Source organism: Nodularia harveyana UHCC-0300, assembly GCF_034931085.1.
GTDB classification, from domain to species: Bacteria; Cyanobacteriota; Cyanobacteriia; order Cyanobacteriales; family Nostocaceae; genus Nodularia; species Nodularia harveyana.
Genome location: NZ_JAYGHG010000002.1, coordinates 17,862 through 44,078 on the forward strand (window position 1 = coordinate 17,862; position 26,217 = coordinate 44,078).

Consider the following 26,217-nt stretch of genomic DNA (forward strand, 5'->3'; position numbering starts at 1 on the left):
CATCTCCATTTAGACTCGCACTTTAGTTTTTAGTAACCGCAGCGCAAGTTAATAATTGTAGCATTTGTGCAATGGATTTATCGGCAACTAATTCAATTTTTCCGCTCGCATTACGTCGCCAGGAATTTGCTTGTACTAAAGGTGCTGGAGTTTCTTGTATTTTGGCTGTGACTGGGCTAGTTTTATGTTGAAATGCAGAGATATTCCGAACATCCGACCAAGTGCGATCGCTCCTCACATCCTGATTGGGATTTTGGGGTATTCCTCCTCTCCCTGTAGCAACAAATCGGCTACCTTGATTTGCACAACCTGCGGCAATTTGCTGTGATGGGTCTGTTATATTTGCTGGTAGTTTAACTAAGCCAGAATTGGGGTCAATGCCAATATTATTAATTTGTACAGTACCACTAACTCCAAATTGAGAACTTGCTGTAATATCACTTTTTGGGGTGAGTTCGTTGCGATATTCTGACCCAAAGAGACCTTCAGTTGTAATATCGATATTTCCCCCACTTCCCTCTAGCGCATTCGCCACAATATCGCTGTTTTCTAAACTTACAATAAGGGGTGCATTAATTGACAAGTTTCCACCATTCCCACTACCCATAGCGGTAGCAGAAATCAAACTGCTTCCACGCATCAGTAAGTTTTCTTGGAGATTTAAGTTAATATTACCCCCGTTTCCAGAAGCAGTTGATGCAGTGATACTACCTTGATTGTCTAGGAAAATAGAGTTGGTATTAATATGCACATCTCCAGCAATACCTGAACCATCATTTTTAGTATTCACAGATCCCCCATCTGTGATATTTAATGATGGCGTGTTAATTGTTAGAGAACCTGAATTACCACTGGGAATTGGAGGTAGTCTAAAAAATATTTGAGAAATTTGATCGAGAATTTCAGCGTTTGAAGCGATGCGGCTATTAATAATAGAGCCACTGGCTCTACCTTGGATATCTATGGATTCGGAAGCATTAACTGTTACGTTACCTGCTGAACCTGTAGCAAGAACGCTAGACCCTAAAAATCCACCTTCTCGAATCACTAATCTGGACGTATCGACAAATACGTTACCGGAATTACCAGAGCCAATAGTGACTGAAGTTACCCCACTTTGTGCTAGGGTGAGGGGATTATTACCAACAATTTCTATTAAATCTTTCGCATTAATTTCTATTGTTCCAGTTTTTCCAGAGGCTAGCGTTGCAGAGACGATAATGCCAGAATTCAAAAGCCTCAAACTACCAGTTAATACCTTAAGATTTCCTGCGTTACCACTACTAATTGTGTTAGTCGAGATCGCAGATTGAATGCGTGGATTACTAGGGGCAAAACCATCGATTTCGGTGATGCCTGCAACCTTGACTATAATTTTGCTACTATCCGCGTTAGAAAATATGCGATTTTCGATTCTTGACCCATCTTGGAGAGATAACTCTGCGGCGGAGACGGTAATATTTCCTGTCTGACTCGTGCCAGAATTAGAGATTCTGATGAAACTTCCTAATTGACCATCGGCTGTATTGCCTGTTAGTTTGATGGAATCCGTGGCATTGACGGAAATCCCACCAGATGGTTGTGTTCCAAGATTTTGAATTAAGGTAACAGAACCTTCAGTTAAGCTAATGTTTCGACCTTGTACTTGGATTGAGCCATTGCTACCACTAGCATCTAGTAAGGATTGTTGAGCGAAATGGATATCATTAAATTGGGATACCGAGGAGTAATCCCCCACCCATCCCTGTTCTGTGGGATTAAGCCCAATTTGGCCAGAGCTAACACTGCCCACTTCCAGATGTCCACCGCCATTTGCAACGACAACGCCACCAGAAAAGTTGACTACACCGCCGATTAGGGACAGCGTATTACCTGTTTTAACTTGTAATCCAGTGGGATTATTGCTGCTATCTAGAGGGATAGAGTTACCATTTTGTTGGAGTTGGTGTCCAGTTCCTTGCACTTGTATTGTTCCAGCATTACTTCCCATTTGTAATCCTACAGGTGCGCTCATTGTTAATAACGGTGGTTCCACCGGATTCACGGCACTAAATTCAGTCCCATCTGCAAACTTAATACTATTGGCTGTTGTCCCCACAAACGAACCACCAATATTCAATTTGGCATTTTCTCCAAATACAATGCCGTTAGGATTCATTAAAAATAAACTGGCAGAATTATTACTATTTAGCGTCTGAATCAAACCATCAATGTTAGAAATATTCCCACCTGTAACTCGACTAAATATAGTTGTAATATTTGGTGTATTAATTAAATTGAATGTGGCTGAACTGCCTGTTGGTAGAGAGAAATTACTGAAACTATGAAATAAATTATTACCTTTTTCTATACCATTGAGAATATTAAAATTATTCCCGTTTTGATTGACAAGGGTGTTAGTTGTACCATCTGATGTGACTTGAGCATTTGCAGGGAAAATTATCCCACCTGCCAAGATTCCACTGATCAAACCCAAGCACACAGAAGTTAAGTTCATTTACCCTATTTCCATTTAGACTTCTACATTAGGATTCCCAAAAATTAGTTTTTGATAACCGCAGCGCAAGTTAATAATTGTGGTGTTGTTGCAATGGATTTATCGGCAACTAATTCAATTTTTCCTTGTGCATTAAGTCTCCAGGAAGTTGCTTGTACTAAAGGTGCTGGAGTTTCTGATATTTTGGCTGTGACTGGGCTATTTTGACGATATGGGTTCAAATTGCGAACATCCGACCAAGTGCGATCGCTCCAAACTTGTTGAGTGGGATTTTGGGGTATTCCTCCTCTCCCTGTAACGACAAAACTACTACCACTTGTCTCTGCACAACCTGCGGCAATTTGTTGGGACGCATCTACTAAGTTTGCAGGTAGTTCAACTAGACCAGAATTGGGGTCAACTCCAAAATTATCAATTTGTACAGTACCGCTAACTCCAAATTCAGAACTTGCTGTAATGTCGTTTTCTGGGGTAAGTTGATCGCTAAATTCTAAGCCAAATATACCTTGGGTGGCAATTGCAATATTACCCCCACGCCCTTGAATAGCATTAGCAATAATGTCACTATTTTCTAACCCAGCAACAATAGGTGCATTAATCTTGATATTACCCCCATCTCCCGAATCACCGGCTGTTGCAGTTATTTTGCTATGATCGCGCATCAGCAAAAAATTGCCTACTTGCAAGTTGATGTCACCACCATTGCCAGATTCTGTCTGTGCCTGAATTAAGCCTTGATTTTTTAATTGGATGCGATCTGCACTGATTCTAGTATTGCCACCATTTCCACTGCCTTGACTGGTGACACTGACTGTCCCACTATTCGTCAAAGTTAGGTTCGGTGTGGTAATGCTCACACTGCCAGCATTTGCTGTTAGTATATCTGGCAAACCGAATCGCTCTCGTAAGAAGGGATTTGGTCGGATGGTGGATGCGTTAATACTACTATTACTTGCCTGGCCTTGACCACTGACAAGAATGGAGTCAGTAGCGTTGATGCTCAAATCTCCGCCATTACCTACAAAAAATGCGGTGGCGGCGATCGCACCTCCATCTAGAATTTGCAATTTGGCAGTATCCAGCGTCAAGGTTTGGACATTTCCAGTTGCAAATGTAGTGGAGCTAATGTTGCTATAAAGTCCAGAAGGGCTTTCTCCTGTAACCGTGGTGTTGATGTTGCTAATCGTCACTTTACCGCCTGAACCAAGTCCAAAAGTACTCGAAGACAGTGAAGCACCGCTTGATATTAGTAGATTATTACCATTAACAAAAACATCACCAGCATTTCCAGTGCCGAGTGTGGTGGTACTAACAATCGTAATAACACTAGGATTAATCAGTGAAAAGCCAGACACATCCATCGCTGTTGCATCGATGTAGATATCCCCACCGGCAGCTGTTCCCAAAGTTGTGTTATTTAACCCGGCTCCTTGCTTGAGGGTGAGCTTGGGAGTGATGACACTGATTTTACTACTTGTGCCGATACCGAGAACTTCACTACGGACTCCACTCCGAATTGCAGCATCAGCTGTTGTGCCGATAAGATCAATGGACTCCGTTGCCTGAAAGTGAATATCACCACCGGGGAGATTGCCGTAATTTTGTGCGAGTACCAAAGAACCATCGGTAAAATTAATTTGCCTACCCTGAATTTGCACGCCACCTGCATTGACTCCGCTAATATCTAATAGCGATCGCTCTGTTAGCTGAATATCACCAAAGCTTTGCCCATCTTCATATCCCAATGTATAGCCTCGTGTGCTTGGTATCAGGTTGACCAATCCTCTGCCTCTGACACTACCCAATTCAACTTGCCCTCTTTCAGCGAGCAGGGTTGCCCCATTGAGATGTAGGTCGCCGCCCACCAAAGCTAGGGTTTTTCCCGGTTGTACCCCCAGTTTTGTAGAACTGGAAGTCCGATCCAGAGGAAACAGAGCCAGTCCACTGGAATTCCTCAAGGAGTGTCCTGTGCCTTGAACATTGATGCTTGCAGGATTACTACTTAGTTGCAAACCAATGGGAGCATTGATCGTTAATAATGGGGTAATTGAGGCATTAATTGCGCTAAATTCAACACCATCTGCAAATTTGATACTTTCGGCAGTTGTGCCAATAAACGATCCGCCAATATTTAATTGAGCGTTTGCACCGAAAATAATTCCACTGGGATTAAGCAGAAACAGATTAGCGCTACCGTTTGCTTGAATTAAACCATCAATGTTGGAAACACTCCCGCCAGTTACACGACTAAAGATATTTTGTACATTTGCTCTATTGTTGAAGATTGCCGTACTACCTGTGGGTAGAGAGAAATTACTAAAACTATGAAATAAATTATTACCTTTTTCTATACCGTTAAGAATATTAAAATTATTACCATTTGGGTTGACAATGGTATTAGTTATCCCATCTGATATGACCTGTGCATTTGCAGGGAAAATTATCCCAACTGCCAAGATTCCACTAATTAAACCCCAGCACATAGAAGTTAACTTCATTTACACTATCTCCATTCCTACTTATATAAGACTTACGCATAATCTACTTTTTATTGGCGTTCTACAGCCCTTGCGGTCATCGCTGCGCGCGGGTGACTTGGCGGTATGCGCTTCGCGCACGTTACGCGAACGATAAATCAAGATTCTCGGTAATTCTTGCGTAAGTCCTGTTATATTTATAATTCCGCAAAAATTAGTTTTTAGTAACCGTAGCACAAGTTAATAATTGTGGTGTTGGCGCAATAGATTCATCTGCAACTAATTCAATTTTTCCTTGTGCATTAAGTCTCCAGGAAGTTGCTTGTACTAAAGGTGCTGGAGTTTCTGATATTTTGGCTGTGACTGGGCTAGTTTTATGTTGAAATGCAGAGATATTCCGAACATCCGACCAAGTGCGATCGCTCCTCACATCCTGATTGGGATTTTGAGGTATTCCTCCTCTCCCTGTAGCGATAAAACTACTACCACTTGTCTCTGCACAACCTGCGGCAATTTTTTGAGATGAATCTACTAAGTTTGCAGGTAGTTCTATTAAGCCAGAATTGGGGTCAATGCCAATATTATTAATTTGTACAGTACCGCTAACTCCAAATTCAGAACTTGCTGTAATGTCGTTTTCTGAAGTCAGTTCGTTGCGGAATTGTAACCCGAAGATACCTTCAGTAGCAATCTGGATATTACCGCCATTTCCTTGTACTGCATTGGCAATGATGTCGCTGTTTTCTAAGCCGGCGATGATGGGAGAGTTGATAGTAATATTACCGCCATTGCCAGTTCCTAGAGCTTCTGTAGAAATGAGGCTGTTATTTCGTAGAATCAAGTCAGATTGTAGATTCAAGTTGATATTTCCACCTTCCCCAGAAGCGGTATTGGCAATTAATTTACCTTGGTTATTGAGTCGTAAGGAATTTGCATTTATAGTTAAAATTCCCCCATTTCCCAATCCTTCATTATTGACAGTAACTAATGACCCATTATCTATTTGCAATGTAGGAGTATTAATGGTTGCATTGCCAGCATTTCCACTAGGGCGATCAGGAAGTCCAAATGCTTGACGCAAAGTTATTGGTAAAATTGGAGCTGCTGCGCTAATACTGCCATTACTAAATTCTATTGATTCAGAAGCATTAATGGTGAGGTTGCCACCAGCACCACTATTGAGAGTGGCAGCAGAAACAGATCCACTATTGTTTACAATCAGTCTGGATGTATTTATATTTAAATAACCACTATTACCTTGGCCAAATACAGATGAACTAATATTAGCAGGAGCTAAAGTTATTGGATATATACCCTTAACTTCTATAGTTCTGGAAACATTCACATTTACATTTCCGGTATCCCCTTTTCCAAAATTGTTAGAAATAATTAAGCCGCCATCTGTAATTGTTAGGTTCGATGCAGTGATATTTATATTGCCCGATGGACCAGAGCCAAAGGTAGGTGTAGCAATTCCACTAGTAGCAATCAGATTTAGCGGTGATACACGATTAATTTGAATATCTCTGGAAATATTTACATTAATATTACCCCCAGAGTCGAAACCATAATTTCTTGCTAGGACAATACCTCCATCATTGAGTAGTAAATCTCCAGCAGAAACATCAATATCAGCACCCTTCCCTAGACCTAAACTTTCAGTTATCAAGCGACTAGAAATAACTCCCGTCACAATTCCTACATCCGGTGCTGTTCTGACATCTCCAGAAAGGTCTAAATAACCTGTTGCACGAACGCGAATACTACTCGGTGCTTGGCTTTCCGTGGTTTGAATTAAAGCCACAGAACCATCTTTGAGACTAATATTTTGCCCTTGCAATTGAATCCCACGACTGGTTAAGCCACTTGCATCGACTAAAGACTGATTTAGAAGTTGGATATCTCCAAAATTTTCGATATTTGCATCATAATCTAACTGCAAGTTTGAGGATGCGTCATTAATATTAACTGTACCTGCTTTGACTGCACCTAACTCAATCCTGCCATTTTCAGCAGTTAAAACACCACCTGACAAAGTGACATTTTGCCCAACTAATGCGATCGCTTTTCCGGAATTCACCTCTAAGGTTGATTGGGTATTATCCCGAATTACAGGGGTAAATGCTCCTCCTGTCAATTGATGACCACTTCCTTGTACTTGAATATCTCCTGAATTTTGCCCCATTTGTAACCCAATAGGAACACTCATGGTCAGCAAGGGAGTTCCGGAAGCATTTACAGCACTAAATTCTGCACCATCGGCAAACTTAATACTATTGGCTGTTGTCCCCACAAACGAACCACCAATATTCAAACTGGCATTTTCTCCAAATACAATCCCGTTAGGATTCATTAAAAATAAACTGGCGGGATTATTACCATTAAGAGTCTGAATCAAGCCATCAATATTAGAAATATTTCCACCTGTAACCCGACTAAAGATAGTTATAATATTTGGTGTATTAATTAAATTGAATGTGGCTGAACTGCCTGTTGGTAGAGAGAAATTACTGAAACTATGAAATAAATTATTACCTTTTTCTATACCATTGAGAATATTAAAATTATTACCATTTGGGTTGACAATGGTGTTAGTTGTACCATCTGATGTGACTTGAGCATTTGCAGGGAAAATTATCCCACCTGTTAAAATTCCACTGATTAAACCCAAGCACACAAAAGTTAACTTCATTTACACCATTTCCATTTAGACTTGTACTTAGGATTCCCAAAAATTAGTTTTTAGTAACCGTAGCACAAGTTAATAATTGTGGTTTTGGCGCAATAGATTTATCGGCAACTAATTCAATTTTTCCTTGTGCATTACGTCTCCAGGAAGTTGCTTGTACTAAAGGTGCTAGAGTTTCTGATATTTTGGCTGTGACTGGGCTATTTTGACGATATGGGTTCAAATTGCGAACATCCGACCAAGTGCGATCGCTCCTCACATCCTGAGTGGGATTTTGGGGTATTCCTCCTCTCCCTGTAGCGACAAAACTACTACCACTTGTCTCTGCACAACCTGCGGCAATTTGTTGGGACGCATCTACTAAGTTTGCAGGTAGTTCAACTAGACCAGAATTGGGGTCAACTCCAAAATTATCAATTTGTACAGTACCGCTAACTCCAAATTCAGAACTTGCTGTAATGTCGCTTTGAGGGGTGAATTCATCGCTAAATTCTAAACCGAAAATGCCTTGAGTCGTAATATTGATATTACCGCCATTTCCTTCTACAGCATTAGCAATAATGTCACTATTTTCCAATCCGGTAATAACGGGTGCATTGATGTTGATATTACCCCCATCTCCTGCACCACTGGCTCTTGCAGTAATGTTACTGCGATCGCGCATTAATAACAAATTTCCCACTTGCAAATTAATGTCACCACCATTCCCAGATTCTGTCTGTGCCTGAATTAAGCTTTGATTTTTTAACTGGATGTTATCTGCGGTGATGTTGAGATTGCCCGCATTACCAGTACCTTCACTCGTTACAGTTACAGTACCACTATCCGCCAGGATCAGATTTGGTGTTGTAATACTAAGAGTACCTGAATTTGCTGTCAGATCCGGTAAACCAAATATTGGATTTAGCTGTGAATTTAAACGCGAAGCAGAGGAATTGATGGCACTATTGTTATTACTATTACTACCACTAATTAAGATTTCTTCACTTGCATTGATATTTACATTTCCCCCATTACCAGCAAAGAGTGTAGATGAACCTATTCTTCCCCCATCTAAAATTTCTAATTTGGCAGTATCCAATGTCAAATCTTGGTTATTTCCGAATGCGAATGTCGCTAAGGTAATCGCACTATCAAATCCTGAAGGGCTGTTGCCTATGACCCTGGTATGTTGATTACGAATTGAAACTTTACCACTGCTTCCAGTGCTAAAAGTCACCGAAGATATGGAAGCTCCATCTGATATTAGTAAATTATCACCATTGACGAAGACATCACCAGCATTACCCGAAGCAAAGCTCAGAGAGCCAATGCCAGTAACATTATCTGGGTTTATTAGCGAAAAACCAGATACTTCAATTGTTTGTGCATTGATTTCGATATTACCACTGTCAGCAGTTCTAGCGACTATAGTATTCAAACCAGCGCCTTCTTTGACAGTAAGCTTTTGAGCAGAAACCCTAATATTTCCACCTATTCCAATTCCATAGGTTTCACTACGCAGTCCGCTCGGCACGACTCCATTATCGCTTCTACCAATTATATCAATTGCTGCCGATGCTTGAAGACTCAGTTCTCCACCAGGAAGATCGCCATAATTCTCTGAGTACAATAATGAACCGTCACTTACAAGGATATTTCTGCCTTGCAAACGAATAGAACCTGAATTTACACCACTTACATCTATAAGTGACCTTTCTACTAATTGAATATCATCAAAAATTTGCCCGTTCTCATAGCCAAAAGTATAACCTTGTGCATTGGGAACTAAATTAACTTGTCCAGTTCCGTTTGTACTACCCAGTTCTACCTGCCCTTCTGGGGCGCTCAATACAAATCCATCTATTTGTAAATTACCACCTACTAATGCTAAAGTTTTCCCTGGTTTGACACGTAGTTCTGTAGAGTCTGCATCTCCAGTTATAAAAAAAACTCTACTTGTATATCCTTTATATCCTCTCCCTTCAGCTTTGATGGCAGCAGAATTATTGCCCATTTGCAATCCAATGGGTGCGCTCATTGTTAATAAGGGTGATGTGGTATTAACAGCACTAAATTCTGCACCATCTGCGAATTTAATACTATTAGCAGTAGTTCCTACAAATGAACCACCAATATCCAATTTGGCATTTTCTCCAAATACAATCCCGTTAGGATTCATTAAAAACAAACTGGCGGGATTATTGCCGTTAAGTGTCTGAATCAAGCCATCAATATTAGAAACATTGCCACCAGTTACTCGACTAAATATAGTTGTAACATTTGGTGTATTAATTAAATTAAAAGTCGCTGAACCGCCTGTGGGTAGAGAGAAATTACTAAAACTATGAAATAAATTATTACCTTTTTCTATACCGTTAAGAATATTAAAATTATTATCATTTGGGTTAACAGTAGTGTTAGTTGTTCCATCTGATATGACTTGTGCATTTGCAGGGAAAATTATCCCACCTGCCAAGATTCCACTGATCAAACCCAAGCACACAGAAGTTAAGTTCATTTACCCCATTTCCATTTAGACTTGTACTTAGGATTCCCAAAAATTAGCTTTTAGTAACCGTAGCACAAGTTAATAATTGTGGTGTTGGCGCAATAGATTCATCTGCAACTAATTCAATTTTTCCTTGTGCATTAAGTCTCCAGGAAGTTGCTTGTACTAAAGGTGCTGGAGTTTCTGATATTTTGGCTGTGACTGGGCTAGTTTTATGTTGGAATGCAGAGATATCACGGACATCAGACCAAGTGCGATCGCTCCAAACTTGTTGATTGGGATTTTGGGGTATACCACCTTTACCAGTGGCGACAAATCGACTACCTTCACTACCCATACAACCTGTAGCAATTTGTTGGGATGGGTCGGTGACATTGGCAGGTAGTTCGACTAAACCAGAGTTGAGGTCAACGCCGACAGTATTGACTTGAACAGTACCACTCAGGCCAAATTGAGAACTGGCGGTAATGTCGCTTTCCGGTGTGAGTTGTTCTCGAAACTGTAAGCCAAACAAACCTTCAGTGGTGATTTGAATGTTACCACCGCTTCCCATGACAGCATTAGCGGAAATATCACTGTTTTCCTTGGGTACAGCAACAATAAAATCAGCATTGATATTAATGTTTCCCCCTGTAGAAGCACCAGCAGCATTGGTAATAATTTTACTGCCGTTGCGGAGCAGGAGAAAATCACTGGCAAAGAGTCTGATGTTACCACGATCGCCGCCATTCACTTCTGCTTTGAGACTGGCTTCATTGTCAAGAAAAATATGACCAGCCAAGACATTTAAGTTACCTGCATTTCCTGTACCAGAATTGCTGACGCTAATTTCTGCCTGGTCGCGGACTCCCAAACTATCAGCAATGATATTAACTGACTGAGCAGTAAAAGCATTAGCTGAGGAGGCTGTGATGGTACTGGGTCGCTGACGACCATCAAATAAAGATTGCGAAATGCCTTGCACGTCTATATCTTTAACTTGTAAATTTACACTGCCAGCTGCACCTTGCCCCAAACTAGACGATGTGATTTGTCCGCCGTTAAACACACGCAAGCGATCGCCTTGAATATTAATATTTCCACCAGAACCAACCGCATTTTCTCCCACTGCAACGGTGATCCCGCTTACTGTTTGGCTAATGATATCAATTACTGGGTCGCTAACTTCTATCTCTTGGGCTTGAATATTTATATTGCCAGCTTCGCCAGCACCTGATAACGCACTAGATACAGTTCCACCTTCCCATAACTGCAAACTTCCAGTGTTAATAGTAATATTTCCGCCTGAACCTTCTGCAAAAGGTTGAATGGCACTGATCACAGCACTAACCATTTCCCCTGGTGTCACCCCTTGAATTTCCAAACTTTCCGCAGCTTGGATGGAGATGTCCCCGGCATTACCAGTGGTCATCATCTCAAAACCAGGAAAGTCGGAACCAACGAGATCAGTGCTAATACGCCCTCCATTAAGTAAGCGAACTTGATCTGCTTCAATAGTGATGCTGCCGCTATTATTTCTTTGACCACCAGTGACTAAGGTAGTAATCGCACTCGGCTGGAAATTAGCCATACCAGTAAAAAAATCGGCAAATGGATTGTAACCACTCACTTCTATATCTTTGGCTAGAACGATGATATTACCGGTACTAGCATCGGTGATAGGAATGGGAATAGGCATCAAAGTCAATAAGTCAAAAGCAAAGCCATAGTTGATCGATTGTAACCAAGCGCCATTGGCAATGCGTAGCCGTTCAGTCTCAATGGTAATGTCTCCTGCCTTTGCCCCAGAGCCAAATGTACTGGTGAAGATTCCTGGGGTGGAATAATTTTCTGGGCTAGATACACCCAACAAATCGACAAATTCTGTAGTTTTGACAGTAATATTTTGTCCTGTTCCCCAGGCATTGGTAGCAGAAGAAATTGCTGATCCCTCCTGAATAGTCAAACCTCGTCCCTGGATGTTCACTGCTCCCCCATTAATGCCAGAAGTATCGATGAGTGAAGATTGTCTGAGGGAAATCATGCCCCAATCAGCAGTTACCGGACTAGTAAATTGCCATCCGTCTTGATCATGCAATCCCACTTCTGCATTTTTTAATGCCCATAGTTCCACTCTGCCGTCTGGATTGGTAAAGCTAGTTTGATTGATATCAATGTCACTCCCCACTAATGCTAAAGTTTGTGCTTGGAAGCTTTGCGAGGGGCGAAAAAAGAAATTAGATGCTGGTATTCCTTCGGTGCGAATTGCTCCTGCATTGGCTCCGAGTTGCAATCCCACAGGCGCACTCATGGTTAATAATGGGGGTGTTGTCGTGTCGGTTGCATTAAACTTGAATCCATCAGCAAACACCACACTTTCCGCACTTGTACCCACAAAAGAACCACTGATATTCAGGCTGGCATTTTGCCCAAAGACGATTCCGGCGGGATTTAGGAGGAATAAACTGACAGGGTTACTGTGATTAATAGTCTGTATCATCCCATCAATATGAGATACGTTCCCGCCGATGACGCGATTAAATATAGTAGAAATATTAGATGTATTTACTAAATCAAAAGTGGCTGAACCACCAGTAGGTATAGAAAAATTACTGAAGCTATGAAATAAGTTATTGCCTAAAGCACTACCATTGGTAATTGTGAAGTGATTGCCATTTTCAGAGACAGTAGTATTGAGACTGCCATCTGAGTTAATTTGAGCATTGGCAAAGTCGATATTCAGAAAAATTCCTAATGGTAGGAGTATGACATTTAGCAATATTTTATTTCCTACATCCCAGCCCACTCTAACTATTGTCATTGCATAATTTCCTTTTATACCGAGTTTATTATGCCCACTAATGTTAGTTTTATTCAAATTACTAACTGTAGGAATCCGGTTTGGTTTCTGAATTTATTCGTAGACGTAGGGAACAATGAAGTGTGAAATAAGTGATTGTGGGCAGGGCTACCGTTAGTGATGTAAAGTTATTACCAGTTTGAGAAACAGTGGTGTTGAGTGTCTGATCTGGAGTAATTTGGACATTAGGTAAGTTACTCCAGAAAATTATTCCACTTGTCAAAATAATATTAACTAAATTCCTGCCAACACAAGATGCTTTGATTGGTTCCCAGCAATCAGCACTTATACATAGTTTCCAAATCAGGTATCAAAACGGCGAATATCGAATTGAGAAGTACAAGCCTTGTTCCTGGAGCGATCGCCCATCATTTTCTTCTACGGATATTAGGGGAATCCCCCAATCTAACCTAGCTGAGAAATTATTATCTTGTTGCCACAATAGCCCTAAGCCAGTACCAATCAAGGTGCTTGTGGATGGATTTTCGCTTTGGGTGTTCCAGCCTTTACCCAGGTCGATAAATGGTGTTAATTGTAGTACACCTCCTATTTTGTCGGCACGTACTATTGGTAACCGTAATTCTGCTGATAGGAGTACACCATTATCTGTTAATAATGTATCTTGACGATAGCCCCGGACATTTACTTGTCCTCCTAAACCCAATTGTTCTAAAGGTACTAAGGAATTTGCTGCTAGTTGAAAATCACCTCTAGCTAAAAATAATGTTTCTGGTGCTAACTGTCGCACCCATTGAGTTTGTCCTCGCCAAGCAAAAAAGCGGCTATCTGGCTCATCTTCATTGATATTGGCATCAAACAAATCTAAACCAACACTAAATTGCGATCGCGCGGCGAAAACTTGCTGATTATCACGTTGGGTATATTCCTGGGTCAAGCGTAAAGCCGAAATTTTGGTGTTTCCGTCTGCATCTGCACCGGGTGATAAAGCAAACCCGCCAATATCATCCAGACCTAATTTAGTTTGGCTGGCTTGACGAGAAAAGGATAGCCCCACTGCTAATTCTTGGGTAGGTTTTTGTATAAGTGGTTGGCGATAGCCTATTTCATAAGAATTGATATTTGACTGAATATCTAAGACATTGAATGGTTCTTCAATGACGTTATTCCATCCTCTGTTTAAGTTAAACCAGATAGTACCATTGTGAGCATTAATTGGTAGGGAATATTGTAAATGAACTGTGTCACTGCCATCAGTGTTGGTGTACCCTATATCCAGGGTGTCGCCTAAACCTAATAAGTTAGCTTCTCGTAGTTCCACACCCCGGCGAAAAGTCCCCACACTAGGCGATCGCCCATTATCTAAAGTTGCGGTGAGGGAGAATGTATCAGCTTCTTGAACTTCAACTTGTAATATATTGGTTCCCGGAGTTACACCAATTTGCAACTCAGCTGATAAGTTTTGAATACGTGGATCGAGGCGGAGTAGTTGTAACTTTTCAATTAAGTAAGGTACATTAAGGGGTGTACCAGCACCAAGTAAAATGCGATCGCGGATGTATTTATTACGCAATCGCTGATTACCCACGATTTGAATTTCTGTCAAACGACCTTCTACTACTTGAATTGTGATCACCCCAGCTTCTGCTGTCTGTGGTGGAATTAAAGCACCAGTCGTTACATAACCGTTATCAGTGTAGAGTTTGGCGATCGCATCTTTGATTTGGAACAGTTCTGCAAAGGATATCTCTCGTCTCACAAAGGAATCTGTAATTGCCGCAAAGTCTTCTGGAGAGAAAATTGTACTACCCACAACTTCGATGCGTTCAACTAGAAATTTAGCATCAGGATCACTTTCTAGTAGAGTTGGCTGATCCGGCATTTGTGGGGGAGGAAGTAATTGCTCTTGGTTGGTTGGTTGTGGTAGTACATCCGATGGTAAGGGATTGATCGGAATCTCTTCTATGCGGCCAGGGGAGAAATTTTGCGGATTAGAAGTTTGCGCGATCGCCTGATGATAGTTGCATAAGCCTACTAATATTACAAAACCGCATTTCAGATGTAGCTTGAATATTGACTGAATAACTACTGAGCTTATGACTTTTTTATGAATAGCTAACTTCACGAATGCACTCTCCTTAATTGACTTACTTAGTAAACAGTAATCTTCTACGCATCAGTGCTAATGCTTACTCCAGAATCTAAGTAAGTCGGCACAAATAAATATAACGCTGATAAATTACAAAATGATTTGGGTACTATACTATATAGAAGATACAAGTGATTATACAAACATTTGTGTTATTAGTAATCGTTATTAACACCTACTATTTAGTGATTATGGCCTTCCGAATCAAACCAAATCCTTGGGTATATGCCAGTATTAGTATTTTTACTTTTTGTTTAGCATTTATAATTACACCTGTAAAAGCATCATCACCAGTCCAACCTGCTATTGTCTCTGTTTCTCAGTCTACTAATCAGTTAGAACAAGGACGAAACCTTTACCAAGCTGGACGTTTTGCAGAAGCTGTGAAAATCTGGGAAACCGTAGCACAACAGTATCGTATCCAAGGCGATCGCAACAACGAAGCCCTAAGTTTAAGTTATATTTCTATAGCTCAACAAGAACTCAATCAATGGCCAGAAGCTAGACAATCTCTTGAGCAAAGTATGAAAATATTGTCCACGGCTCAACCTGCGGATGCAATCATCTGGGCGCAAATACTGAATACCAAAGCTAATTTAGAACTATTGACTGGTAAAGCGGAAATTGCTCTGGAAAATTGGCAACAATCCCAAAAATATTATGAGCAAGTCGGCGATATAACAGGCAGTTTAGGTAGTCAAATTAATCAGGCCCAAGCTTTACAAAGATTGGGATTCTATCGCCGCTCAAAACAGCAATTGAAAATGATTACTCAAAAGCTGCGTGATTTACCTGATTCGGAAGTCAAAGTTAGTGGGTTGCGATCGCTCGGTTTAGCTTTACAAGCCATCGGTGATCAACAAAGTCAACCAGTGTTAACAGAAAGTCTAGCCATAGCCCAGAAAATTAACGCTAAAACTCAGTTAAGTTCTATTCTTTCCACTCTAGGGAAAGTTGCCTCTGATTTCCAAGACCCGGAAGCAGCATTAAATTACTTTGAAGACGCACAAATCGCAGCCACAAACCCCAATGAAGCTTTACAAGCGCGTTTAGCTCAGTTCAAATTATTAGTGGATTACGACAAACTGGAATATGCCATTCCCCTAGCACCTCAACTACTACAACAGTTATTAGAATTACCACCTAGCCATAGTTCCCTGTATGCGGCAATTAATTTTGTAGCCAGTGTGAACCAGTTAGAAAATCCTGAGCAAGTTATACCCAGGCAAGATGTAGCACAACTGATGGCAGCTACAGTCAAATCTGCAAAACAAATTGAAGATCAAGCCGCCCAAGCTTATGCTCTTTATCAATGGGGACAACTTTACAGCCGAACAAACCAGTGGTCTGAGGCCAGAGAATTAACTCAACAATCCCTGAATATTGCCCGCAAACTGCAAGCCGAAGATATTATTGCTCAATCAGCATGGCAAGTAGGACAGTTATATAAACAGCAAGGTAAACGTCCTCAAGCAATTGCGGCTTATACAGAGGCAGTCCAGTCATTAAAAGCACTAAGAGGGGATATGGTAGCCGTCAACCCCGATGTACAGTTTTCTTTCCGCGAAAGTGTAGAACCTGTGTATCGGGAATTGGTGAGTTTACTTTTAGATGAACAACCAACTCAAGCTGCATTAGTGCAAGCGCGAGAATTAATTGAATCATTGCAAATTGCCGAATTAGATAACTTTTTCCGGGAAGCTTGTATCGATCAAGTGCAGCAAATTGATCAAGTTGACCCCACAGCCACAGTGATTTATCCGATTATCCTCAGCGATCGCTTGGCAGTAATTCTTTCTCAAGCCGGACAACCTCTGCGTTATTATTTCACACTCAAACCACAGGCAGAAATTGAGCAAACTATTGATAATTTCCTCATAGCGCTCAACCCTGTTTCTGATACTCAAGATCAGGTGCGACTGTCCCGACAGATTTACGATTGGCTAATTCGTCCAGCAGAACAAGATCAAGCATTTCGCAATATCGACACATTAGTGTTTATTTTAGATGGGAAATTACGCAATATACCCATATCCGCTTTATTTGATGGTCAGAAATATCTGATTGAAAAATATGCTGTCGCCCTTTCACCAGGGTTACAACTAATGGCCGCCCAATCACTCAAGGAAAAAAACCTTCAGGGGATCATTGGTGGTATTAGTCAATCCCGCGCTGGTTTTAGTGCTTTACCAGATGTGGAATCAGAAGTCAAGAAAATTTCCCAGACAGTACCATCTTCGGTCTTATTGAATCAGGAATTTACCAGTCAAGCCCTTGCTGATCGCCTGAAATCCAGTGATGCTGACCTGATTCATTTAGCAACCCACGGACAGTTTAGCTCACGTCTTGAAGATACCTTCTTACTGACATGGGATGGACAAGTAAATGTCAAAGAGTTATCTGAACTCCTGCAAAATCGCAGTGGTAATTCATCCAAAGCCATCGAATTATTAGTACTAAGTGCTTGTGATACAGCAACTGGAGATGATCGCGCTGTCTTGGGACTAGCAGGGTTAGCTGTCAAATCCGGAGCGCGTTCCACTATTGCTACTCTCTGGCCTGTGAAAGATAGAGCCGCCAAAATCTTGATGACGCTTTTCTATGAACAACTACGAAAGCCCGACGTAACTAAAGCCGAAGCCCTGCGACAAGCCCAAATCAACTTTATTCAGCAAACTGATTTTGATCATCCTTTCTTTTGGTCGGCTTTTGTTCTAGTTGGTAATTGGCTTTAAATAAAGTGAATACACTCACCTATTCTGGAAAAAACAATGCATAATTTTACATTAAGTAAGACATGACTTAGTTATAATACAGATTAGGTATATAAACATTTTGATGTTTTAACGGCAATTTAATTGCTGATTGCCCAAACAGGATAAATGTATTTACTATCACCTAGCTGTGAAAAATTAAAACCATGAAATTCCGATATTTAGTTAGTACATTGAGCATCATAGCTCTGGTTGCTGGCAGTACTTGGAATAGTGCCTACGCTATCACATTTACCCCACCAATCAAAAATGGCGCTCCCAAAGAAGCCAGTGGTGGCGCTTCCAGAGGGAATTTATTTACACCCAAAGCTGATAGAGGCGCTCCTAAACAAGCCAGTGGTGGTGCTTCCAGAGGGAATTTATTTACACCCAAGGCTGATAGAGGCGCTCCCAGACAAGCCAGTGGTGGTGCTTCCAGAGGTGATTTATTTACACCGAATGCCGATAGAGGCGCTCCCAGACAAGCCAGTGGTGGCGCTTCCAGAGGGAATTTATTTACACCGGAGTCCGATAAAGGCGCTCCCAGACAAGCCAGTGGTGGTGCTTCTCGCGTTGGGACTTATTATCTAAATCCGGGAACGGTAATAGGCACAGGCCCAGCAGCCTTAATTGCACTTCTACCCCAGAGCTTCTACGGGACAACAGTATCAGAACGTCCGACGATTCTAGTATATCTTCCTGATACTCAGGCAGAAAAAGCCATATTCAGCCTCAAGGATGAAGCTGGTAATACACTGCATGAAATGAGTATATCTGTTGCTGGCAAAACAGGAGTGATATCAATTCCCTTACCAGCAGATGCCCCCGCTTTAGCAGTTGGTAAAAACTACCAATGGTTTTTAGCCCTCAAAGTAGATGGCACACTCACCCCCAGTACACCTTATGTTGACGGTTGGATTCAGCGCATCCAGCCTACTGCTGAACTGGCAACAGCCATGCAGCAGGAAGATGTATTGAAGCGAGCAACTGCTTTTGGGAAAAACGGTGTGTGGTACGACTGTGTAGCAACATTGGCAACATTACACATTGCTGAACCCAATAATGCAAATGTCGCCAACCAGTGGGAAGAACTTCTTTCTTCAGTTAGCTTGAAGGATATTGTGACAGCTCCGTTATTAACATCTGCTAAGTAGAAATCAGGACGGGGAACGCAGGGGATACAGGGATAGAGAGATACAAATATTTTCTCAACTCCTGGTCCCCAAAGCTAATTAATATTATTTAAGTGTGTGGCCCAAATATGTGGCGCAAATTCCAATCTTTTATTCAACGCACTGGTGGCGTTTTAATAATTACTCCCACGGTCGCTTTAACTGTCATTGTTGGGCAATCGTTGGGACTTTTTAATTTACTGGAATGGAAAATTCGTGATCAATGGGTACGTCAGCAATCATCTGGTGTGATCGCAGATGAAATTGTCATTGTCACCATAGATGAACGTGATATTCAATCGGTGGGTAAATGGCCAATTCCAGATGAGTCTCTAGCCCAATTATTAGAAAAAATTCGCTCACAAAAACCCCGCGCCATCGGTTTGGATCTTTATCGGGATTTACCAGAGGGTGATGGTCATGAAAAACTTGTAGAAATTTTTCGCACTACTCCGAATTTAATAGGAGTGGAAAAAATCACCGGTGAACGTGTCAATCCGCCACCAGAACTGAAAAAAAATGACCAAGTTGGATTAGCTGATTTAGTCTTGGATGGCGATCGCTTTGTGCGGCGTGCTTTGTTGACAGCCATCGATGACCAAGAAGAAGGCAATATTAAGGCCGGATTGGCTACCCTTATGGCACTTAAGTATTTAGAAACGGAAAACATTTCCTTAGAATCGGTTGACCCAGAGCAGCAGAAATTTCGCTTAGGTCAGCAAATACACATACCACTGGAAAATCTAGAAGCAGGTTATGGTGATGCCGATTTAGGTGGCTATCAAATTTTACTCAATTGGCATGGTTCAGAGGCTGCGTTTCGCACAGTTAGTATGCGTGATGTATTAGCAGGGAAAACTGCACCAGACTTAATGCGCGATCGCATGGTATTTATTGGCTCAACTGCTGCTAGTACCAATGACTTTTTTAGCACTCCTTTTAGTTCTTCTTTGATTTCTGCCCAAAAACCAACACCCGGTGTAGTTATCCATGCCAATATTGCTCACCAACTCATACGCGGAGCCAAAACTGGTGAAGCCAATTTGCATGGTGTTGCTGCTAGCACAGCGTTACTCTGGATTATTTTTTGGACTGTGATTGGTTCTGGCGGTAGTTGGTGGTTAGCTAGTACGCAGACCAAACTCAAGATACCAGGGGGAAAAATTCTCTGGGCCACTCTGGGTATTAGTGTAGGAATTCTAGGGAGTGGCTACAGCATATTTTCGCGTGGCATATTAATTCCTGTTACTCCTACTTTAGCCGCTTTTATTGGCAGCGTCATTGCAACAACCAATGCTTATAAACAGCAGAAATTAGAAGAAGCCAATCGACAATTAGCAATAGCCAATACTCAACTTTTAGATTATTCCAAAACTTTAGAAGTCAAAGTCCAAGAACGTACCCAGGAACTACTAGAAGCCAAGCAAGCTGCCGATGCTGCCAACCAAGCCAAAAGCGAATTTTTGGCTAATATGAGCCATGAACTCCGCACACCACTAAATGGGATATTAGGTTTTGCCCAAGTATTAGAAGCCTCGCCTAATTTAACAGATAAAAACCTACAAGGAGTAAATATCATCCACCAATGTGGGACACATCTATTGATGTTAATTAATGACATTCTTGATTTGTCAAAAATTGAAGCTCGTAAATTAGAATTAGTTCCCACTCATGTATATCTGCCTAAATTCCTAAACGGTGTCACTGAGATTTGTAGTATCCGTGCCGAACAAAAACAAATAGGATTCAAGATTTTAATTGGCGATAACCTACCAGTTGCCATTCAAGTAGATGAAAAGCGGCTACGGCAAGTGTTGATTAACTTACTAGGCAATGCGATTAAATTCACAGATGCTGGTAGCGTCACTTTCAAAATAGATGTTATTGACCAAGAACTCCCAGACAACAGACATCAGACACTTCGTTTCCAGATTGAAGATAGTGGAATTGGTATGTCACCAGAACAATTAGAAAAAATATTTTTAGCCTTTGAGCAAGTAGGTAATATCAAGCATAAATCTGAAGGTACTGGTTTGGGATTAGCCATTAGTCAAAGAATTGCGGAATTGATGGGTAGTAAAATTCAGGTACAGAGTTGTTTAGGCGAAGGAAGTCTGTTTTGGCTGGATTTAACAGTCTCCATCCCAGTTGACCATGATTGGCAGACAAATTCCATAGATCCGACAAGCTACACCTACAATTTAACTTCACAGAAAGTAGTTGGTGTTCACGGAAAAGCACCACAAATTTTGATTGTCGATGATGATGCCAATCACCGTTTGATGTTAAACAGTCTCCTGCAAAAAGTGGGTTGTCATATCTGGGAAGCAAGAGACGGAAAACAGGGACTAAAAATAGCAAATGAACATCATCCAGACGTGATTTTACTGGATTTAGCTATGCCTAATATGGATGGTTTTGAACTCATGGTTCATTTACAAGCAAATCCACAAACTGCTTCTATTCCCATTGTTGTTTCTAGTGCCAGTGTGTTTGAAGAAAATCGCCAACGCAGTTTAGAGGCGGGAGCAACGGCATTTTTGCCCAAACCTTTGCAAATCAATGAACTATTCAATGCACTGATATCACTGCTTAAAGTTGAGTGGATTTATGACCAATCTACACCTCAACCGTCCTTTTCACAACCTCAACAACAACTCTCTGAGGCTGAATTGGTTTTGCCATCACAGGAAATTGTACAGCAACTTTACCATCTGGCAATGATGGGAGATATTCCGGGAATTGAGGTGATTATCCAAGAGCTAATTCAGCAAAATAGTGAACTCATACCCTTCACGACTAAGTTGTCCCAACTTACTGCCAACTTTCAAACAGCAAAAATACGTAAATTACTAAAATCATTTGTTATCAAGGAGTCACGCCAATGATCACCGATTCTCTTGCACCGGAAAAGTATATTCTATTAGTCGATGATAATGCTAATAATCTCAAAGTTCTATCAGAGGCAATTCAAGGATGTGGTTGGAAAGCTCTCATGGCCACAGATGGAGAATCGGCCATTGAACAAACAGAATACGCCCATCCTGATTTAATTCTCCTTGATGTGATGATGCCAGGTCTAGATGGATTTGAAACTTGCCGCAGACTAAAAGCTAATTCTCATACTCAGAATATACCAATAATTTTTATGACTGCTTTATCTGATGCCACAGATAAGGTTAAAGGATTGGAAATAGGTGCAGTTGATTATATTACTAAACCCTTTCAACAAGAAGAAGTTATTGCCCGATTAAAGTTACATCTAAAAATTTCTCATCTCACCCGCACCCTAGAATATAGAGTAGAAGAACGCACTATAGAATTATCTAAATCTCTACAGCAACTACAACAAACTCAACTACAACTTATTCAAAGTGAAAAAATGTCCACTTTGGGACAACTGGTTGCAGGTATTGGACATGAGATTAATAATCCCATTGGGTTTATTAGTATAAGTTGTTCTCATATTGAAAACTATGTGCAGGATCTTCTGAGGTTGGTCAATCTCCAACAAGAAAAGCTACCACAACCAGATCCAGAAATTGAAGAACTTGTGGAAGAAATCGACTTAGAGTATATGGTCGAGGATTTACCCAAAATTTTAGGATCAATGCACCAATGTATTGGCAGACTAAAAGATATTAGCTTGTCTTTGAGAACCTTTGTGCGCTCTGATATTTCATCTCAGGTGGAGTTCCAAATTCATGAAGGCATAGATAGTACTTTAATGCTATTAAAACATCGCTTGAAAGACCAAGGCGATCGCCCAGAAATTGAGATTATTAAACAGTATGGCGATTTAACTACAATTACTTGCTACCCTGGACAACTCAACCAGGTATTTATGAATATTATCGCCAATGCTATTGATGCCTTTGATGATCTCCACGCAAAGCAAACCAAGGAAACCGCTCATTCTTTCCCTTATACAATCACCATCACGACATCAATCAATCATCAACAAAAATCTGTGATCATTGGTATCGAAGATAATGCTCTTGGTATGCCGCCTGAAGTGCAAGCTAAAATCTTTGAGCCATCTTTTACAACCAAACCTGTAGGTAAAGGAACAGGTCTAGGATTAGCTATTAGTTACCAAATTATTGTTGATAAACATAATGGAAATATTAACTGTAATTCAACAACTGGGAAGGGAACAGAATTAATCATAACCCTGCCATTTGAGTATTCAAATTAGGTAAAGCAGAAACGAATTTCTCAATCCTATTCCCCATAAGACAAAACTAACAAATCCCAAATTCTTTTTCCTGCTACCCTGCGGGAAAACTTTCAGCGTATATATTGGAAGTGTCGAGTTAATTTACCAATTTTTCTCCAGACAGCATCCGTGAAGCAGCTTCTAGTAACACATCTTCGAGATAGGGCTTCGTAAAGTAGCCACTAGCACCGAGTTGAATTGCCATTTGCCTGTGCTTGTCTGCACCGCGTGAAGTCAGCATAGCAATGGGTAGGCGGTTCAGTTGGGAATCTTTTTGAATGCGCGAGAGCAATTCCAGTCCATCACAACGGGGCATTTCAATATCACAAAATACTATATCACAAGGTAGACCAGAACGGAGTTTGTCCCAAGCTTCCTGCCCATCACGTGCTTGTTCAACACGATAACCAGCTTTGATAAATGTCAGCGAGAGTAATTCCCTAACGGTAATTGAGTCATCAATAATCAGCACCGTAGGATCAATTTTTTCGACCGTGGTTTCTGGCTCAATTGGCTCTTCTGGTTGCTGCCAAAGTTTACTACCATTTTGTTTAGAAATCCGTCCTTGGAAGATTTCAATAATCTCTAATACATCAGCGATGGGCATAATGCGTCCATCACCTAAGATGGTAGCACCAGCAACGCCAATGGGTTTGGGTGCTGGGCTTTCAAATTGCTTGATGACAATTTCTTGCTCACTTAACACCAGGTCAATTTGTAGAGCAATCAAAGTATTTCCCGATCGCACCACTACCACTGAGACCATATCATCATCTCGGTTTCCACCATAGACATTACCGCGACTCAGCAGACGATTGAAGGTTAAAAGTTCTTTCAACGGTCGGAAAGGCAGTAATGTATCACGCCAAGAAATATATGATTGTCCATCGGGGTGATGCTGAATACTTTTTACTGGTATATCTAAGGTATCTTCCACCCCGTCCATTGGGAAGGCAATCCGCGCTTTATCCGAGACACAGCACAGAGCCTTGCAAATACTCAAAGTCAACGGTAGACGAATAGTAAAGGTGGTTCCTTTGCCAATAGCCGAATCTGTGTTGACTATGCCACGAATTTCGCTAATTTCAGAACGCACTACATCCATTCCTACGCCGCGCCCGGAAATTTCATCGGCTTTATCTTTGATACTAAAACCAGGCTGGAATAGCAGGTCATAGACTTCCATGTGAGACATAGATTCGGCTTGATCTGTTGTAATCATGCCTATCTGAATTGCTTTTGCTTTGACCTTTTCTGGATCGATACCAGCACCGTCATCACCCACAGAAATTAGTGTTTGGTTCCCTTGATAGAAAGCCCGAATCGTAATGTATCCCACTGGTGGTTTACCAGATTTCTGCCTGACATCTGGTGTTTCAATACCGTGTGCGATCGCATTGTTGAGCATATGAGTCAACGGGTCCGTGAGATGATCCAAAATCATCTTGTCAATCAAGGTATCTCCACCTGAAATCACTAGCTCTACTTGTTTACCATACTTGATCGCATTATCCCGAACTCCTCGTCGCAAGCGATCTATAGTTTGAGAGAAAGGAACCATTCGCGCTCGTGTCAGTCCCTCCTGTAGCTGGGTGGTCACTTGGCGGAACTGTCGCGCTACTCTTTCGCTTTCTTCAGTTACAAAGTCAATGTCACTCGCTGACTCACGCACCCGCACAATAAATTCAATCATTTCCTGAGATAAGGTGTGGAAAGGAGTGAAACTATCCATTTCTAACTCACTAAAACCCATTTTTGTATGGGAACTATCATTATTCAAGTTAGGTGCTGGAATTCCTTTGGGTTTGCGACTAGCCAGAAGAGAAGCTTCCAATAGCGATCGCTCATACAATTCTTGCATCCTTGCTCCCACATCTGACAGATACTGCACCTGAACCAGCAAGTTATCTAAAGACTGTCTTAGCCGTTCATGATCCTGCTCTAAAGTATTACGGTTGACTACCAACTCCCCAACTAAATTACTCATATCATCCAGTTGCTTAACTGGTACTTTCATTGTTTCTTCAAATCTAGCAGTACGGCGATCTGAAGCACGAGAGATTTTGTTCGTGTGCAGTGTGGGTTTCTTCGCTGATGAGTGGGATATACTTTGATCTGCTTCCGCGAGCAATTTTTCTAAATCGCTAAATTCATCACCCACATCTAATAACGTACTATTTGTTTCCAAATGTGGTGCGTAAGATGCTTGCTGATCCGATCCAGTTACTTCTGACTCATCGTCGCTGGTATTCAGCAAAGCTTCCAAATCGGCAAAATCTTCTTCTCCCATCGAACTAGTAGTGAAACTAGCTTCTGGTTCCTCTTCTAACAATGCTTCCAAATCTGCAAATTCATCTTGGATATCAGTACCAATGTCATTTTCCGGGGTAGCTTCCTCTACTGAACTTACTGTGGTCAAATCCTCTTCAGGAAGAACAAAATTAGCATTTTCGCTCTCAGCTAATTCTGTATCCTCATAAATTGGCTCTATGTTCAACGGATCATCTAATAAATAATCTACTGTCTCCCCTAATATTTCCTCACCCAATTCCGCAACAGTTTCTGATTCTTGTTCAAAGGCACTAATTTCCTCGAAATCATCATCACTTGTCGATAATAAATTAAAGGCTGCATCGTCACCAAATAAATCATTCTCATCCGAACTCAGAGGTCTTGGTTCCGCAACAGTTTCTAGCTCTTGTTCAAAGGCACTAATTTCCTCTAAATCATCATCACTCGTCGATGATAAATTGAAGGCTGCATCGTCCCCAAATAAATCATCTTCTGATTCTTGTGCAAAGGCACTAATCTCCTCTAAATCATCATCACTTGTCGATAATAAATTAAAGGCTGCATCGTCCCCAAATAAATCATTCGCATCCGAACTCAGAGGTCTTGGTTCCGCAACAGTTTCTGGCTCTTGTTCAAAGGCACTAATTTCCTCTAAATCATCATCACTCGTCGATGATAAAT

The 26,217-nt window shown here is 41.2% G+C and carries 11 protein-coding genes; 4 read left to right on the top strand and 7 right to left on the bottom strand.

The window, feature by feature from the left end:
* Positions 1–22: 22 nt before the first annotated feature.
* The 6 genes from VB620_RS01680 to VB620_RS01705 all read right to left on the bottom strand — a co-directional run bounded on the left by VB620_RS01680 (position 23) and on the right by VB620_RS01705 (position 15,010).
* A complete protein-coding gene (locus VB620_RS01680) occupies positions 23–2,497 on the bottom strand; it encodes an S-layer family protein (RefSeq protein WP_323194397.1) in 2,475 nt (824 codons plus the stop codon).
* Between the two features lie 44 nt (positions 2,498–2,541).
* Complete coding sequence (locus tag VB620_RS01685) at positions 2,542–4,995, bottom strand: S-layer family protein (RefSeq protein WP_323194398.1); 2,454 nt, start codon at positions 4,993–4,995, stop codon at positions 2,542–2,544.
* Between the two features lie 193 nt (positions 4,996–5,188).
* The gene (locus VB620_RS01690; RefSeq protein ID WP_323194399.1) at positions 5,189–7,666 is read right to left on the bottom strand and encodes an S-layer family protein; all 2,478 of its coding nucleotides are present in this window, start codon (positions 7,664–7,666) and stop codon (positions 5,189–5,191) included.
* 43 nt (positions 7,667–7,709) lie between these two features.
* The gene (locus VB620_RS01695; RefSeq protein WP_323194400.1) at positions 7,710–10,163 is read right to left on the bottom strand and encodes an S-layer family protein; all 2,454 of its coding nucleotides are present in this window, start codon (positions 10,161–10,163) and stop codon (positions 7,710–7,712) included.
* A 43-nt stretch (positions 10,164–10,206) separates the two neighbouring features.
* A complete protein-coding gene (locus VB620_RS01700) occupies positions 10,207–12,954 on the bottom strand; it encodes an S-layer family protein (protein WP_323194401.1) in 2,748 nt (915 codons plus the stop codon).
* A gap of 349 nt (positions 12,955–13,303) precedes the next feature.
* A complete protein-coding gene (locus VB620_RS01705) occupies positions 13,304–15,010 on the bottom strand; it encodes a ShlB/FhaC/HecB family hemolysin secretion/activation protein (RefSeq protein WP_407674175.1) in 1,707 nt (568 codons plus the stop codon).
* 281 nt (positions 15,011–15,291) lie between these two features.
* On the opposite strand from VB620_RS01705, the gene VB620_RS01710 reads away from it, so the two are divergent.
* From VB620_RS01710 to VB620_RS01725, 4 genes are all read left to right on the top strand, one after another.
* Positions 15,292–17,835, top strand: coding sequence for a CHAT domain-containing protein (locus VB620_RS01710; RefSeq protein ID WP_323194599.1), 2,544 nt, complete (start codon positions 15,292–15,294; stop codon positions 17,833–17,835).
* Between the two features lie 185 nt (positions 17,836–18,020).
* Positions 18,021–19,007 carry a DUF928 domain-containing protein gene (locus tag VB620_RS01715; RefSeq protein WP_323194403.1) on the top strand — a complete coding sequence of 329 codons (987 nt, stop codon included), beginning with the start codon at positions 18,021–18,023 and terminating at the stop codon, positions 19,005–19,007.
* A gap of 107 nt (positions 19,008–19,114) precedes the next feature.
* Entirely contained in the window at positions 19,115–21,913 is a 2,799-nt protein-coding gene (locus VB620_RS01720; protein WP_323194404.1) for a CHASE2 domain-containing protein, read from the top strand.
* Positions 21,910–23,223, top strand: a complete 1,314-nt coding sequence (locus tag VB620_RS01725; protein WP_323194405.1) for a hybrid sensor histidine kinase/response regulator — start codon at positions 21,910–21,912, stop codon at positions 23,221–23,223. Before VB620_RS01720 ends, VB620_RS01725 begins: the two co-directional genes overlap by 4 nt.
* Before the next feature lie 118 nt (positions 23,224–23,341).
* Here VB620_RS01725 and VB620_RS01730 read toward each other — a convergent pair.
* On the bottom strand, positions 23,342–26,217 hold a 2,876-nt coding region (locus VB620_RS01730), incomplete at its 5' end, for a hybrid sensor histidine kinase/response regulator (RefSeq protein WP_323194406.1).